At 59.9% G+C, this 16709-nt stretch carries 12 protein-coding genes; 10 read left to right on the top strand and 2 right to left on the bottom strand.

What is annotated here, in order from left to right; genetic code table 11:
• Positions 1-110: 110 nt before the first annotated feature.
• From SKZ59_RS07295 to SKZ59_RS07280, 4 genes are read left to right on the top strand one after another with little or no spacing between them, the layout of a single operon-like run.
• A complete protein-coding gene (locus SKZ59_RS07295) occupies positions 111-440 on the top strand; it encodes a hypothetical protein (protein ID WP_319991233.1) in 330 nt (109 codons plus the stop codon).
• The gene (locus SKZ59_RS07290; RefSeq protein ID WP_319991232.1) at positions 437-874 is read left to right on the top strand and encodes a D-Ala-D-Ala carboxypeptidase family metallohydrolase; all 438 of its coding nucleotides are present in this window, start codon (positions 437-439) and stop codon (positions 872-874) included. Before SKZ59_RS07295 ends, SKZ59_RS07290 begins: the two co-directional genes overlap by 4 nt.
• On the top strand, positions 871-1266 hold the full coding sequence (locus tag SKZ59_RS07285; RefSeq protein ID WP_319991231.1) for a hypothetical protein: 396 nt from the start codon (positions 871-873) through the stop codon (positions 1264-1266). The genes SKZ59_RS07290 and SKZ59_RS07285 overlap by 4 nt, the downstream gene beginning before the upstream one ends.
• On the top strand, positions 1263-1550 hold the full coding sequence (locus tag SKZ59_RS07280) for a hypothetical protein (protein WP_319991230.1): 288 nt from the start codon (positions 1263-1265) through the stop codon (positions 1548-1550). The genes SKZ59_RS07285 and SKZ59_RS07280 overlap by 4 nt, the downstream gene beginning before the upstream one ends.
• A 30-nt stretch (positions 1551-1580) precedes the next feature.
• Here the strand turns inward: SKZ59_RS07280 and SKZ59_RS07275 are convergent, their stop codons facing one another.
• The gene (locus SKZ59_RS07275) at positions 1581-1973 is read right to left on the bottom strand and encodes a hypothetical protein (protein WP_319991229.1); all 393 of its coding nucleotides are present in this window, start codon (positions 1971-1973) and stop codon (positions 1581-1583) included.
• 680 nt (positions 1974-2653) lie between these two features.
• On the opposite strand from SKZ59_RS07275, the gene SKZ59_RS07270 reads away from it, so the two are divergent.
• From SKZ59_RS07270 to SKZ59_RS07245, 6 genes are all read left to right on the top strand, one after another.
• Entirely contained in the window at positions 2654-3340 is a 687-nt protein-coding gene (locus SKZ59_RS07270) for an SOS response-associated peptidase (protein WP_319991228.1), read from the top strand.
• A 71-nt stretch (positions 3341-3411) separates the two neighbouring features.
• Positions 3412-3885, top strand: a complete 474-nt coding sequence (locus SKZ59_RS07265; protein WP_102293691.1) for a LexA family protein — start codon at positions 3412-3414, stop codon at positions 3883-3885.
• A gap of 1 nt (position 3886) precedes the next feature.
• Positions 3887-5188 (top strand): Y-family DNA polymerase, encoded by a 1302-nt coding sequence (locus tag SKZ59_RS07260; protein ID WP_319991227.1) that lies wholly within the window; start codon positions 3887-3889, stop codon positions 5186-5188.
• Positions 5189-5221: 33 nt separating this feature from the next.
• Positions 5222-5464, top strand: coding sequence for a hypothetical protein (locus SKZ59_RS07255; protein ID WP_319991226.1), 243 nt, complete (start codon positions 5222-5224; stop codon positions 5462-5464).
• A 2079-nt stretch (positions 5465-7543) separates the two neighbouring features.
• Entirely contained in the window at positions 7544-9811 is a 2268-nt protein-coding gene (locus SKZ59_RS07250) for a phosphocholine-specific phospholipase C (protein WP_319991225.1), read from the top strand.
• A gap of 260 nt (positions 9812-10071) precedes the next feature.
• Positions 10072-15114 carry a diguanylate cyclase domain-containing protein gene (locus tag SKZ59_RS07245; RefSeq protein WP_319991224.1) on the top strand — a complete coding sequence of 1681 codons (5043 nt, stop codon included), beginning with the start codon at positions 10072-10074 and terminating at the stop codon, positions 15112-15114.
• A 27-nt stretch (positions 15115-15141) separates the two neighbouring features.
• On the opposite strand, the gene SKZ59_RS07240 is transcribed toward SKZ59_RS07245, so the two are convergent.
• The gene (locus tag SKZ59_RS07240) at positions 15142-16641 is read right to left on the bottom strand and encodes a nucleobase:cation symporter-2 family protein (RefSeq protein ID WP_319991223.1); all 1500 of its coding nucleotides are present in this window, start codon (positions 16639-16641) and stop codon (positions 15142-15144) included.
• Between the last annotated feature and the right edge of the window lie 68 nt (positions 16642-16709).

Here is a 16709-nt window from a genome sequence, read left to right as displayed (position 1 = left end):
AGAAAGACACTATGGCCATCGAAACAACTGCTGCCGGCAGCGCACTGATTAAGATATTTGGTATCCCGGTCCTGGCCGGCGCAGCTGCAACCTCGCTGGGATTCATGTTCATGTGGCCAAAATCCGCTAAGGAAGCCTTTGTGCGCTTCTTCGTCACCATTCTGTTTTCCGTCCTCATGGGGCCAGCGCTGGTGGTAGCTGCCCGCAACTGGTTGCCGGGCATGTTCGACAGCGCGCGCGCCGTCGCCGTGCTATACGGAAGCGACCCGACGCTAGGCTTCCTGTTCATTGCCGCGCCGCTGATGGTGGCCGCCGGCTTGCCCGCCTGGTGGGTGCTGGGCGCCACAGTGCGCTGGTTCGACAAGCGCCGCGACAAGGACATCGGCGAGATGGCGCGCGATGTGGCCGCCGTCGTCAAGGATGTGCGGGGTGGCCTGTGAACCTGAGCCCACATTTCAGCCTGGCAGAACTGGTCGCCTCGCAGGTAGCCACCCGCAAAGGTATCGACAATACGCCGGCGCTGGCCGTCGTCGCTAACCTCACGCGTCTTGCCGCGCTGCTCGAGCAGGTGCGCGCCCTGGTCGGCGCGCCCATCGCGATCTCCAGCGGCTACCGCTCGCCCGCGCTGAACAAGGCCGTGGTCGGCGCGGCTAACAGCGCCCACGTGCTGGGCCTGGCCGCCGATATCAGCACGACCAAGCTGGCGCCCAAGGCGCTGGCCCTGCTGATCCGCCAAAGCGATATCGCCTTCGACCAGCTGATCTACGAGGGCACGTGGGTGCATATTGGCCTGTCGGTGGGCGAGCCGCGGCGCCAAGTGCTGACGGCCAAGTTTGCCGGCGGCGGCGTCAGCTACGTGGCGGGCATCGTATGAGCGCCCTGGGCACGCTGGTGGGCGCCGCCGTCAGCGGAATCTGGAAGGCGGCGGCCGTCGTCCTGGCCGGTGCGCTGCTGATTGTGGCCAGCACCACCGGCACCGGCTGGTGGCTGGCCGCTGGCGACCGCACCGCTGCGCGCGCTGCGCTGGTGCAAGAGCAAGGTGTCAGCGCTGCACTGCGCGTGGCGATCACCGAGCAGAACCGGGCCATCGATGGCATGGCCAAGGCAACGCTGGCGGCGCAGGAGCGCGGCGCGGCGGCGCAGGCTGCTGCCGCTGCCAAAGGCAGGAAGTATGATGCCGCGCTTGCACACGTTGCTGGTGTGCGCGCCACGACCTGCGACGCTGCCATGCCTGCGGTCAGGCTTCTCCTGGAGGGCGTGCGATGAATCGGAAAATCTTCAACTTGACCAAGTTAGAGGTTTTGGGCGCTTTCTTGCTACTGTCCGGTTGCGGCACTATTCTGCCGGCTTCAGTTCATATTGAGGTACCTGTGATGGTACCGTGCGTTGGTGAGGTGCCGCTGCGCCCGGCATACGAGTTCGACAAGCTGGCACCAGATATGACAGATGGTGAAATTGTTCTGGCGCTTGCGCGAGATTGGCCGCGCGGTCGAAAGTATGAAGAAGAACTAGTTAGTATAGTTGCTGGCTGTACGTTGCTAAAGCATTAAAAAAAAGCCCGCATTTTGCGGGCTTTTTAATTATGCTGCTTTCTTTTCTATTTGTTTCGCTCTTGGGGCCGTACGACTAGGTTCATCTGCTCCTTGAGCTGTCTCTGGCTGCTTTTTTGGTGGTTCTTTAGCAGCTTTTTCATTTGCATACTGAACGGCAAGTTTTTTCAACTCTGCCTCAGCAAATCGTTTAAGTGCATCACGCATGAGTGGTTGGTAGCCCAATTTGTGTACTTGGGCAATCATTTTGTACTCTTCGATCAACTCTTTTGGCAGCCGAATCGAGATCATCTGCATTCCCAAGGCATCATCGATTTGCTGTTCCAGTTCTATAGCTACAGGAATGGCATGATCGATTTCACGACCAAGTTCACCACTTTCCCATGCTTCTACTGTTCCGTTAATCAATTCCTTGTTTTTCATGTAATTCTCCGTGTACCACTGATGTGGTATATGAAAGGTTGCTTCTAAATTATGCCCACATTGGGCTAGTTTACTACCTACTTTTGTGTTCGTAGATGGAAATTTCCGTAGCATTTGGCTCGTAAGCAGTGCGGATATGAAGTTTACCCGTCTTGAATATAAACACGATTTTGAGGCGTCTCTGACAGTTCGTTTCAGCAATGAACCATTGTGTCGCTGGGTCAGTACGATGGTCTTCACGATCATCGATAAGGAATTTTCCCACCCGATTCTCAAGGCATTGGCAAATTTCTTTTTCCGTGACCTTGTGCTTTGTCTCCAACTTTGCCCGAACGGCAGCGGAGATCATAATCAATGGCAGCATCTTAACCTCGCAAAATCAGTGTATATACAGAAGATACAGATTTTGTTGAGATTCCGCAACAATTTGCCGCAATTTTCACCGTGTTCTACAGAGGTTGACATCTCCGCATAACCAAACCGTGTATATACACTGAATTGTACGCTAACTTTCGCAGCGGCGCAGGAGCAGGCGTGTCAATAGTTTGTAACTAATCATGTCACAGAGTGGGGAAATGTGTAGTTTAAATGATACACAAACAGTTGTGGTTATGCCTACTTAATGAGTATATTTTTGGCATTTACTTACGTAAAGCAACGCAAATGTTTAATGTATATGCATGTGTGCCGACTATACCCCCAGCAGCAAGGAGCAGATCGAACGCCAGTTCGGGATGCGATCGCCTCAGCTCGAGCTGCCACCTGAAGCTTGGCCTGGTTACATGGCGCCCATCCTGCGTAGCTCACAAGAAGCGCCCGGCGAATTGGAAACTGCCCCAGCCATGTTTGGCATGGTGCCCCACTGGGCGGCCGACCACAAGCTGGCCCGCCAGACCTACAACGCGCGCACAGAGACGGTGGCAAGCAAACCATCCTTCCGCAGCGCCTGGAAGCGCAAGCAGTTCTGCATCATACCGGTGGCCAATTTCTTCGAACCCAACTACGAGACGGGTAAGCCCGTGCGCTGGCGTATCGAGCGCGCCGATGGCGGGCTGGTGGCCATTGCTGGCATCTGGGAGTACCGCCCTGCGGATCAGTTGCTGTCATTCTCTATGCTGACGATCAACGCCGATGGGCACCCTCTGATGCAGCGCTTCCATAAGCCAGACGACGAAAAGCGCATGGTGATGATCCTGGACCCAGATCAGTATCAAGGCTGGCTGGATGGCTCGCTGGTGTCTGAAGAAGACGTTTATCGGCAGTATCCAGCGGAGCTTCTTGTCGCGCAGCCGGACCCATTACCACCCCGGACAAGAGCTAAGCCGGCTGTGAAGGCTGATGAAGCGCCGCCAGACTCACTTTTCTAGAAACAATTTTATACTTCCTGTTTCTTGCTTCGGTCGATATACTGTATAAAAACACAGTATATTGCCCAGCCATGAATGCAACATTATTAATACTTCAACCTAGCCAGCCCGGTGTCTCGCAGTCGCCACTGCCGCTAGCACAGTACCCAATTGCTAGTGCGCGGCCGGAGATTTCGCACCGTATTTCCGCAGGGTTTCCATCGCCGGCCGCCGACTACACAGAGGACGGCCTGGACCTGAATGCGCTGCTGGTGCAGCACAAGGCAGCCTCATTTTTCTTTACGGTCGAGGGCGACTCGATGCGCGACGCCGGCATACTGGATGGCGACAAGGTGGTGGTCGACCGCTCCGTCGCGCCTTTGCACGGTCACATTGTCATTGCTGTCATCGATGCCGAATACACCCTCAAGCGTCTTTATTGCCAGCGTGGCAGGGTGGAGTTGCGTCCCGACAACCCTGCATACAAGTCGATCTGCCTGGCGGAAGGTAGCGAGCTGCAGATATGGGGTGTGGTGACGGGCGTCGTGCGAAAGCTGCGGGTGTGACATGGGCGACCCGACCAAGCAGATTTTTGCGCTTGTCGACGTCAACAATATGTACGTCAGCTGCGAGCGCGCATTCAACCCTCGATTGCGCGACCGCCCGGTGGTGGTGCTGTCGAATAACGATGGCTGTGCAGTGGCCAGGTCGAACGAGGTGAAGGCCCTGGGGGTGCCGATGGGGGCGCCGTGGTTCCAGATGCGCGACTTGGCGCGCCAGCACGGCATCGTGGGCCTTTCCTCCAATTACACCCTGTACGCGGATATGAGCAACCGCATCATGACCATCCTTCGGACCTACAGCCCCAATGTCGAGGTCTACTCGATCGATGAATCGTTTCTCAGCCTGAACGGCCTGGGCGGCCTATGGGCTTCGCCGACAGCCATGGGGCAGGATATTCGCGCCAAGGTGGCGCAGTGGACCGGCCTTCCCGTATGTGTGGGTGTGGGCCAGTCGAAGACCTTGGCCAAGCTGGCCAACCACGTGGCAAAGAAATTCCCGCTGTTCGACAGCGTTGCCGACTTCACGACCATGTCCGATGCCCGGACCGCCTGGCTGCTGCAGCGCATCGACGTCGGCGAGGTGTGGGGCGTCGGCCGGCGCATTGGCGCCAAGCTGCGAGCCATGGGCATCAGCACGGTGCAAGATTTGAAGGATGCGCCGCCCAGCACCATGCGGGCCCACTTCGGCGTCGTACTTGAGCGCACGTGCAAAGAGCTGCGCGGAATTTCGTGCTTAGAGTTGGAAGAGGTGGCGCCGCCGCGCAAGGAAATTGTGTCGTCGCGCTCCTTCGGCACCATGGTCGTGACAGCCTCCGAGCTGGGCGAATCGATATCCACCTATGCCGCGCGCGCCGGCGAGAAACTGCGTGGCCAGCATTCCCTATGCGGTGCAGTCCATGTTTTCGTGCAAACGAACCGGTTTCGCGAGCGGGATGAACAATACAGCAACGGCATCACCATCCCCTTGGTGGAGCCCAGTGCAGATAACCGCGTCCTGGCGGGCGCCGCGCTCCACGGCCTGGCCATGATCTTTCGCGAGGGGTTCAAATACAAGAAGGCCGGGATCATGCTGATGGACCTGCAGCCGGATACGCGGCGCCAAGGCGTCTTGTTTGATGCGGGGCGAGACCGAGGGCGGTCGGTTGCCGCCATGGCTGCCCTGGACGCGGTGAATGAGCGGTTCGGCCGGGATACTGTGCACTTGGGATCTGCCGGCCTAGTCAGGCGTTGGGCAATGTTGTCCGAAAACCGTACGCCACGCTATACCACCAGCTGGACCGAGCTGCCGAAAGTGCTGGCGAAGTAGGTAAATGTTCATTTTTAAAGAAGTGACATTCAAATGAGTAAGTTTCGAGCCCCACTCAGCATCGAGCAGCTTAAAGAGATACGGAAGCGCAGCGACTCGCCCGATATGCGAGCGGTGCTGTGGGAAGTGCGCCGCCTGCGCGAGATCGCCGCTATGGCAGACGAATTAGATCGAAGCCTTGGCCCGCGCGAAGGCAAGCTTGGACTGATCCGAGCAGCACTGCGAGTGCAACTGGACGGCCAACCTTGCTTTGTTGCAATGTCGCCACATGAGTGAGCCAACGATCGCTAGCGTGCCGGGCACGACTTCCCCTTCGTCGCCCAGCCAGCTACACGCTGCGACTGGTCAATCAAAACAATCACGCGGCAGCCTGTGGCTGTACCTCCATAATTTAGCTGCAGGTATTCGCCTTGGTGCTGGTAGTTGTCGGGCGTGCCATAACGGGCAGCTAGCGCAAACGAATTCAAGCCAAGCAAATCTGGGGCTTCCGTTTGATATGACTGTGCAGATGTACATCCCGTGGCAAGCTGAATCGTCATCCACATCGCTGCAAATCTCATGATACTGGCCTCACTACTCGATACGTATAAGGATAGTTCACGGTAATATTCTGGCGCTGATATGGCGCAGGGTCCCCTCCTCCCGACATAAAGCCGGGGCAAAAATCGTTCCGCAAAACAGGGAGTTGGCATGCAAACATGCGGCATCTAGAAGCATGAATTAGAACTTTTGCGGAACGAAAAACCAATCTAAGTCATTGAATCTTAACGTTTTCCCTACTGACTTAAAATCTCCCGCCTGTAAGGGCGTGCCGGTTCGATTCCGGCTCCGGGCACCAGCGCACAGAATTTGGAAACGTCAGAAAAGCCATTAACTCCCAAGGGGTTAGTGGTTTTTTTTCGCCTTGGCATTTCTCTTAATCGAGAGTAAACCCGGCAAAAGCCAGCGGCTAACAATTCTTATCAAAATCGCCTCGATCGGAAGGAAGTTGTGGTCCAGAAGCGCAACTCTACGAAGTACGGGCCGCCGGAGCTACAAGCATCTCAGGCCATAAATTACGACGCGCAGGAGGTTTTGACAAGCGTTCTATGCCAGATAGAATTCATTATCAATCATGCAAATTATGCATTATTGAAATTTAAGCTATACCCATATGCTAAATTGATCCGATCTTCTTGAAGCAAAGAGCGCAATCGTGATAACGCACTCCACTTCTTTGGAGAAAATCAAAGGGATTTTCAATATTAAGTTTTCAACAGAACATATTGCGCCAAATTATCCATGGCCATGCTGCGGAAACGAATACTCGAATTGATCCGGATAGACGATAATCAGTACCACTTATTAACCGACGCAAAACCTTGGCAAAGGCGGCAAACCGGTCTGCAAGTGTGGAGGAAAATGAAGGATCAGGTCATTTTTCATCCACTTTCGGTGCTTCGCAGTGGTCAAGTGGCATGAGGCGCCAGGATGGTTTCCATGCTAAAGAGCTGCTTTACATCAACATTGTGGATTGCCACAAGAATAGACTTCAATGCAGAACGCAGTAATTATATGCATGGCGAGTCGGTGCTTCTATTTCGGTTGATTGCACATCGCAACAAACGTCATTCTCATTACCATATGCCCGGCATTTTTCCTGCGGGTATACCCACTCATCTTCCTAGATGAAATTTAGAGATTTCATTCAGTTTTCTTAAGGAAGCACTGATTATTTCACCGGCCGCCATTCCCTACGACGCATTGATCTGAGACAATATCGATATCACAATAGGCCGCCATTGATCATGCAAAAAAGCTTTTCCGACCTTGAATACGCCGCCCAAAAAAAGCTGCCCCGGCGAATGACTCGCCGTTCGACCATTTTGCACGTCAACCTCGCCTGGAAAGGGAATTGATCAGCATTTCCCTGGCTAACGGTATTGCGGTGCAAAGCAAATACCCATGAACAAACCTGCGACAGTGGCCAAGACTGGGTAATCACACGATGCACCCAGGCAGGTCGTTGCGTTTGCAATCAACTTTTTGCGTACTCAAATGAAAAAAACTTTTGCAACCTTGCGCCTTTCGCGCGACCGCTTCCAGCGCGTATTGCCATTGTCACTGCTATGCGCACTCGCAGCCTGTGGCGGCGGAGGCGGAACTTCGGCGTCGACCCCGGCTCCGATCCTGGTTCCGGGCACGACTCCGTCAACATGCGAGAAATCGCAGTGCGCCCCCTCTCCCTGACGCCATGAACGCGAATCGTCCGATTGGCATCCAGGATGGACGTGCCAGCCCGCGTCAGCTTCGCCAAGCAACCTTTGCCACCTGACCATCTATCCACCAAACATCGCGCCCTGCAGCCACCCCACCATGTCCACAAACAATTCCAAACGCACGTTCCTGCGTAATTCGTTCGGTACGATGGCGTCTATTGCCGCATTGTCCGCATTCCCACCGGCAATCCGTCGTGCCCTGGCGATCGAAGCCAACAATGTCACCGGCACGATCAAGGATGTTCAACATGTCGTCATGATCATGTTGGAAAACCGCTCATTCGACAGCCACTTCGGAACATTCAAGGGCGTTCGGGGATACGGTGACCGTTTCGCAGCACCATCGCCGAACGGGTACAACATCATGTACCAGACCTATACTCAGGCAAAACCTGCCGGAACGTATATTCCCTTCCGCCTTGATGAAACAAAGGGCAATGCGCAACGCGCCGGCAGCACACCACACACATGGGCCGACTCGCAGGCGGCGTGGGACCACGGCCGGATGAATCGTTGGCCAGACGCCAAGGGCCCCTTGTCCATGGGATATTTCGATACAGCGGAAGTGCCTTTTCAACGCGCGCTAGCCGATGCCTTTACCGTCTGTGACCATTATCACTGTGGCATGCACACGGGGACAATTGCAAACCGGCTATTCTATTTTACGGGCACAAACGGCCCCAACGGCCGGAGCCCCATCGATGGCAAAAAAGTGGAGATCGCTGTACTCAACAACCAGTACAACGGAGGCAATGACATCGGGCCTTCGAGCGAAGGATGGACTTGGACCACCTATGCAGACCGCCTGGAAAAGGCCGGGGTCCGTTGGAAGGTCTACCAGAGTCTGATCGACAACTTTGGTTGCAATGAGATGATGAGTTTTCGCCACTGGCGCGCTGAAATTGAAAAACTGCCCGCCAGTCGCCGTCCACTCCATGTTTCCGCAGTCGACATCACCCAGGATGTCACCCGCGCAGGTCCATTCTATGAATCCAGCATCGACGACGCCCTCAGCCCGTTGGCGAAGGGATTCCACAACACCATGCCCCATGGCTTTCTGGAAACCTTCCGCGAAGACATCAACAAAGGCAAGCTGCCAGCCGTTTCATGGATCATTGCACCTTCGGCCTACAGCGAGCATCCTGAGTGTTCCAGTCCTGCCCAGGGCGGCTGGTATGTCCAGCAGGTTCTCGATGCGCTCACGGCGAATCCGGATGTATGGAGCAAGACCGTTCTGCTGATCAATTTCGACGAGAACGACGGTTTCTTCGACCACCTGCCACCGCCGTGCGCACCATCGGTCAATCCTGACGGCAGCGTCGCAGGTGCCACCACGCTCAGCAAGGCCGACATCGCGGCCGAGTACCACAACCACAAGCCGGCAACCAATCTTCAACCGGGCATTGATGGCCGGCCATATGGGCCAGGACTGCGTGTGCCGATGTGGGTCGTTTCACCGTGGAGCCGTGGCGGCTGGGTCAACTCGCAGGTCTTCGACCATACCTCCGTGCTGCAATTTCTCGAGAAGCGGTTCGGCGTCCTCGAGCCACAGATCAGCGCTTACCGGCGTGCCGTCTGTGGTGACCTGACCTCCTGCTTTAATTTTGTCACCCCGAATGCCGGAGTGTTGCCAACACTCCCCGGGCATGGCAGCAAAGCGGATGTCGACGCGCTGGCACTAAGCCAGAGCGCTGCTCGTACCCTGGCGAGACCGTTGGCGTCTACAACATCAAGGTTACCGGTGCAGGCTGGTGGTACCCGTCCATCGCGTGCCCTGCCGTATGTACTGCATGTGACGGCCCGCGCCGACTCCGGCGCAAAAAAAGTGACGCTGGTGTTTGCCAACGACAGCGGCAACCAGGCCGGCGCGGTGTTCCATGTGTATGACGAGCTGCATCTCGACCGGATCCCGCGGCGCTATGTCGTAGAGGCCGGAAAGACGCTGGAGGGAAGTTGGGAAGTTGCGTCCGATGGGGGAGCGTACCGCCTGTGGGTGCTCGGCCCCAACGGCTTCCACCGCCACTTTATTGGCGACCTCAAGGAACAGGGCGATCCGAGAGGCCCGGAAATTCAGGCCTGCTATATGACGTGCAGCCCTACTGAACTCGCGCTCAAACTGCACAACAAAAGCAGCGCGCGCTGCTCATTCATAGTAGCGGCAGAAGCATATCGAAGCGACGGTCCCTGGATGGTAGAGGTACCCGCCGGCGAGGTGAGAACGCTTAACTGGTCGTTGGCCGACAGCGGCAACTGGTATGACTTCTCGGTTACCTGCAGTACTCAGAAGACTTTCCGGCGCCGTGTCGCAGGGCGAATCGAGAATGGCAAGGATTCCGTGAGCGACCCGTCGCTGGGAGTTTCATAGCTCAAAAATTGATCCTGAAGGTACAAATAAGACTGCGGCGTATACCCCACCCGGTACGGGGATGCGCCGCAAGTTCGTACTGTCATCACGATAAGTTCCCGCCTCCGCACTAACCTCTCCACTGGCATTTTTACAACACCCCCCATCAGCCCGCTGACTCCCCCACAGCCCCCTGCTGATATAATACTTACAATCAAGTAATATTCCGAAATGTGCGCCTTCCGGCTCCCGCAACCGTCTGTGTACTGCTAGCCCAGCCCATGCGCTCCCTTTTCGATCACGAGATCATCAAACAGCTGCACAGCGGTGCCCGCTCACGGGTTTACCGCGCCAGGGCTGCGGATGGTGCCGCGCTGATCGTCAAGAAACCCAATCAGCCGTTCCCCTCCTTTCAGCAACTGGCGCAATTCAAGCGCGAGTATGCGATCGCGCGCCGCTGCCGCCATCCTGGCGTGGCGCATCCGCTGGCGCTGCAGCTGCACGGCGGGTGCTGGACGATGGTCCTTGAGGATACTGGCGGCCAGGCGCTCGACCACGTATTGCGCGCGCAGGTGGCGGCGCGCAGGACGCCGTCGCAGCCCGCATTGGCGCTGGACGACTTTTTCGACATCGCGCTGCAACTGTGCGCGGCGCTGGAGGAGGTCCATACGCATGGCGTGATCCACAAGGACATCAATCCCTCCAACCTGGTGTGGAATGGCGAGCGGCGGCGGCTGCAACTGATCGATTTCGGCATCGCCTGCGAACTGCCGTACGAAAGCCACGGCATCGTCAATCTGCAAACGCTGGAAGGCACGCTGCGCTACATGGCTCCGGAACAGACGGGGCGCATGAACCGGCGGGTCGATTGGCGCGCCGATTTCTATGCGCTGGGCGCCACCTTCTACGAACTGCTGGCCGGCCAGGCGCCGTTCGAGACGGGCGACGAGATGGAACTCGTGCACTGCCACATTGCGCGCAGTCCCGACTGGTCGCACCCGGCGCTGGCAAGCCTGCCTGGCCAGCTGCTGCCGATCATCCAGCGGCTGCTGGAAAAAAATGCCGACCAGCGCTACCAGAGCTTGCAGGGCTTGCGCAGCGACCTCGAAGCCTGCCGCGCGCAAGAGCCGGCGCTGTCGCTCAAGCTGTCCGACCACAACGGCCGCTTCCTCGTGCCGCAAACGCTGCATGGGCGCGAGGATGCCATCGCCGAGCTGCTGGCGGCGTTTGAGCGCAGCGCCGCGGGCAGGTGCGAGATGCTGCTGGTGGCCGGCCATTCGGGCATCGGCAAGTCGGCGGTCATCAACGAAGTACAAAAGCCCATCATCGCCCGGCGCGGCTGTTTCCTGTCCGGCAAATTTGACCAGCTCCAGCGCGACGTGCCGTATGCCTCGCTGATCCAGGCCTTCCAGGGGCTGGTGCGCCAGCTGCTCGGCCAGCCCGAGGAAACGCTGCGCCAGTGGTCAGCCAAACTGCACGCGGCGCTGGGCAGCGGCATCGGCATGCTGGTCGAGCTGATTCCCCAACTGGCGTTGATCGTCGGCCCCACGGACCCGATCCCCGCGTCGGCGCCGGCACAGGCCCAGCTGCGCCTCGACCGCCTCTTCCCCCGCTTCGTCGAAGTATTCGCCTGCGCCGGGCATCCGCTGGTGCTGTTCCTCGACGACCTGCAATGGGCCGATGCGGCCACCTTGCGAATGATCGAACTGCTGATGGTCTCGTGCGACAAGAGCTGCATGCTGTTCATCGGCGCGTACCGCGACAACGAGGTGAGTCCCGCGCATCCGCTCATCGCACTGCGCGACAAGCTGCTCTCCCGTGACGTACGTCTGTCGACACTGTCACTGGGCGCACTGACCGAGCCGCAGGTCGCGCAAATGGTCTCGGCCACCGTGCGCGTCGCGGCCACAGACTGCGCGCCACTGACCAGCATTTGCCACCGCAAGACGGCCGGCAATCCGTTTTTCCTCAACCAGTTTCTCGCTTCGCTCAATGAGACGGGCCAGCTGCGCTACCGGGCCGCCGACGATTGCTGGGACTGGGACTTGCCCGCGATAGAACAGGCCAGATATACCGACAACGTGGTCGAGGTGCTGCTGGAGAAAATCCGCCGCCTGCCCATCGCGACGCAGCACCTGCTGCAACTGGCCGCCTCGTGCGGCAACCGCTTCGCACTCGACACGCTCGCGCTGGCAGTGGACCGCGCGCCCCGGAAAACGCAGCAAGACCTGTGGCCGGCGCTCAGTGCAGGCTTGATCCAGCCGCTCGACGAACGCTATAAATACGTGAGTGGCGACACCGATGCGGCCAACAGCGGCGTCAGTTACCGCTTCCTGCATGACCGGGTGCAGCAGGCCGCCTACCTGGTCGCTGACGACGATGCGCGCGCGGCCAACCATCTTCTCATCGGCCGCCTGCTCTTGCGGCATGCGACGCCGGAGCGTCGGGACGAGACACTGTTCGAGATCGTCGAGCAGCTCAATGCCGGCCGCGCGCTGATCAACGATGCGGACGAGCGCGCGCAGCTGGCGATGCTCAATCTCCAGGCCGGCGTCAAGGCACGGCGCTCCGCCGCATTCCAGTCCACGCTGGAGCACATGCGCACCGGTCTCGACCTGCTGCCGGCGCAGGCATGGAGCGTCCACGCCGACCTCTGGCTCGACCTGCAGCTGGGTGCGGCCGAAGCGGCCTATTTGTGCGGCCAGTTCGACGCGGCCGAGGCGATCTACCCGCAGGTGCGCGCCCGTACCCTGAGCCCCTTGCTGCAGGTGCGCTGCATTGCCATCCAGGCGCACCAGTATCAATTGCAGGGCCGCCTGCTCGACGCCATCGCCGTCCAGCGCGACGGCCTGGCGCTGCTGCACATCGACATTCCGCACGATGTGACGCAGATGAAGGCGCGCTTCGCCGATATCCTCGCCGACATCGGGCGGCAGCCCGGCGCGCAGGCGCCCGACACCTTGCTGGCGGCCGATGAGATGTGCGAGCCGGACGCGGTGGCCGCGATGCAGATGATGCAGGGCCTGTGGATGGCCAGCTATTACGCCGGCCAGCAGGATCTCAGCGCGCTGATGGTGGTGTCGATGACGCGGCTGTCCATACAGCGGGGGAACAGCGATTTCAGCGCCGTCGCCTATGTCGGCTACGCGATGATGGTGGCGCTGTACAGCGGCGACATCGCCCGCGGCTACGCCTTCGGTGCCATGGCGATGGCGCTGGCCAGGCGCCGTGCCAACCTGCAGACGCGCACGCTCACGGGCCTGATGTTCGGTGCGCTCAGCAACCACTGGACGCAGCCGCTGCGCAGCTCCGACGCCCTGTACGAAGAAGCGTTTGGCTGGGCGCTGGAAATCGCCGATTTCGTGCAGGTCGGCGTGGTGGCGGCCGTGCGCGCCACCGACCGGCTCATCCTCGGCGACTACCTGCCACACCTGATGCACGACATCGAGCATGACTTGGCGCTGATGCGCGCCAACGGCCAGCAGGCGATGGCCGATTGCTGCGTCGCCGCCGCGATCCAGCCGATCAAGTGCCTGATGGGTCTCCTGCCCCGCCACGGCAGCTACGACGATGGGGCCTTCAGCGAGGCGCGCTTCCTCGATCAGTATGGCGGCTCGCACCTGTACCGCGCCTACTTCTTGCAGGGGAAGATACGCAACGCCTACCTGTTCGACGGCGCCGACGCCGAACAGCTGGCCGGCCAGCTCGGCAACGTCACCCAGATCATGCGCGGCCAGGCCAAGGTTGTCGAGTGCAGCTTCTACGCCGCGCTGATCCTGATCCGCGCCTTGCGGCGCGATCCTGCGCGCCCCGATGCGGGCGATATGCTGACCGTCATCGGCACGCTTCAGGCGAGCCTCGCCAAGTGGGCCAAACAAGGCTCGGACAACAGCAACGCCAAACACCTGCTGGTGCAGGCCGAGATGGCACGCTACCGGGAAGAGCTGCAACTGGCCACACGTTATTATCAACAGGCGATCGACGCGGCAGGCCTGGCCGGCTACGTCAACATGCAAGCGCTGGGCAATGAACTGTGCGGCGAATGCTGGTTCGACCAGGGACATGCGCGCGTGGCCGGCGTCTTCATCCAGGACGCCATCGCGCATTACGGCCAGTGGGGTGCGCAGGGCAAAGTGGCGCAGCTGCATGCGCGCCACGGCGTACTGCTGTCAAGGATGGAAGGCCGCAGCACGCAGCGGCATTCTGTCTCCCACACGCACGGCAGTTCCGCGCTCGACCTCGTGTCGCTGCTGAAGGCGTCGCAGATCCTGTCGAACGAGGTGGGCCTGCGCAAGGTGCTGACGCGCCTCATTGCCATCGTATGCGAAAACGCCGGTGCGCAGGTGGCGCGCCTGCTGCTGCTGTCCGAAGGCAGCTACCAGCTGGAGGCCAATATCGATGGCGATGGCGTCACCGTTTTGCAATCGCGCCAGCTCGACCTGAGCGCCGCCAGCGACCCGCAGTTCCCGCTATCGCTGCTGCGCTACGTCGTGCGCACCGGTGCCGAGGTGATCGAAGACTGCATCACGGGCGCTTCGCGCTTTGCCGCCGACCCGTACGTGCAGTTGCACCTGCCGCGCGCCGTCATGTGCCTGCCGATCCGGCACGGCGGCGAGGTCGGCGGCATCCTGTACTTCGAGAACCGGCTTGCCGACGCCTCGTTCACGGAAGAACGCGTGGCGTTCCTGCGCATGCTCGGCGCGCAGGCGATGATCTCGATTTCCAGCGCCAGGCTGCATGACAGTCTCGAACGGCGCGTTGCCGAACGCACGGAACAGCTGGAGGACGCTAACCGCAAGCTGGCGACCCTGTCCATCACCGACGGCCTGACGGGCCTGGCGAACCGGCGCCATTTCGACGACGTGCTGCGCGCCGAATGTGCGCGTGCCACGCGCGTCGGCCAGCCGCTTGCCGTCGTCATGCTCGACGTCGACTATTTCAAGCGCTTCAACGACCGTCACGGCCACCAGGCCGGCGACGCATGCCTGATCCGGGTCGCGCATGCGCTGGCGGCCGGCATGCGGCGCGCGGGCGACCTGACGGCGCGCTACGGCGGCGAAGAATTTTCGATCGTGCTGCCAAACACCGGGGCGGACGAAGCGCGCCAGATCGGCGAAGCGCTACGGCGCGCCATCGAAGAGCTGGGCATCGCCCATGTGAACGCGGATGCACTGCAGGTAACGATCAGCGTCGGCATCGCGGTCCAGTCGGCACCGGGTGCCGCCGATCCGGACGCTCTGCTGCGCCTGGCCGATGCCGCGCTGTACTACGCCAAGGATGCGGGGCGCAATTGCGTGGTGCTAAGAATTCTGCCGCCCGGCTAATCCGCGTTCACGGCGTGGAGCAGTTCCTCAATCGCTGCCATGGTTGTTCTCGCGCGCCTGCTCCTGCGCCTTTTCCTGCGACACCAATCCATTGAAGAACAGATTGAGCAGTACTGCAACGATGGCGGCCAGCAGGATGCCGCTGTGCAGCAGCGGCGACAGGGCTTTCGGCATGTGCTGCGCGTACTGTTCCGCCACCAGCGGCAGCATGCCGAAGCCGATCGACAGCGCTACGATGAACAGGTTGTTGCGGTTGCTCTTGTAGTCGACGCCGGCCAGGATGCGAATGCCCGTGGCGGCAACCATGCCGAACATCACCAGCCCTGCCCCGCCCAGCACGAACGCCGGCACGGCTTCGGCCGTCTGCGCGATCTTCGGAATCACGCCCATGACGAGCAGGATGACGCCGGCCGCCACGCAAACCCAGCGGCTGCGCACGCCCGTCACGCCCACCAGGCCCACGTTTTGCGAGAACGAGGTGTACGGGAAGGTATTGAAGATACCGCCGATCAGGGTGCCCAGGCCATCGACGCGCAAGCCGCGGCTGATGTCGGCCTGCTCGATGCGCTTGCCAGTCATCTCACCCAAGGCCAAAAACATGCCCAGCGACTCGATCATGACGACGATCATCACCAGGCTCATGGTGACGATGGCCACCACGTCGAAAGTCGGCATGCCGAACTGGAATGGCGTGACGACGGCAAAAGCCTTGGCGCTGGTCACCTTGGCGAAATCGGCCTTGCCCAGCGCAAACGACAGGGCCGTGCCGGCGATGATGCCGATCAATACGGCGATATTTGACAGGAAACCGCGGCCATACTTGGCCACCAACAAGATGACGGCCAGCACGAAGAAGGCGATGCCCATGTTGTCCAGCGCGCCATAGCCGGGGTTGGCGATCATGGGCACGGGACCGGCTGGCGCGGGCAGGCCAGCCGCCGAGGCGGTGGAGGCCATCTTGAGAAAGGCGGGATCGGCGATCTGCGCCATGGCGGGCGGCCCGCCCATGGCCCAGTTCACGCCCACGCGCATCAGCGACACGCCGATCACGGCGATGATGCTGCCGGTAACCACGGGCGGAAACAGCGCCAGCAATCGACTGATGAAGGGCGCGATCAGCATCGAGACGACGCCGGCGCCGATCACGGCGCCAAAGATACCGGTGATGCCCAGGGCCGGATTGTTCGCCATGGCCAGCATGGGACTGACGGCGGCAAAGGTGACGCCCATCATGACGGGCAGGCGGATGCCGAAATGCTTGCCTATGCCCAGGGACTGGATCAGGGTCACGAGGCCGCAGCAGAACAGGTCGGCACTGATCAGCGCCGCCACCTGCTCGGGCGGCAGCTTGAGGGCGCGCCCGACGATCAGCGGTACGGCGATGGCGCCCGCATACATGACGAGCACGTGCTGCAAGCCCAAGGTAAACAGTTTGCCAGCTGGCAGGATTTCATCGACGGGCGATGGCGCGGCAGGCGTACTGCCGGGCACGCTGCGGTGGATGGATTTCAGACGGGGAGAGGCCATTTACGCTCCACTTCCTGGGTTACCGCGGCCCGGATGGGCGCAGGTGAAAGGGAAAAGCAAGACAGAAA

Origin of the sequence: Janthinobacterium sp. GMG2, assembly GCF_033949445.1 — a bacterium.
In the GTDB taxonomy this organism is placed as follows: Bacteria; Pseudomonadota; Gammaproteobacteria; order Burkholderiales; family Burkholderiaceae_D; genus Janthinobacterium; species Janthinobacterium aestuarii.
This window is presented reverse-complemented; position numbering and strand designations above follow the sequence as displayed.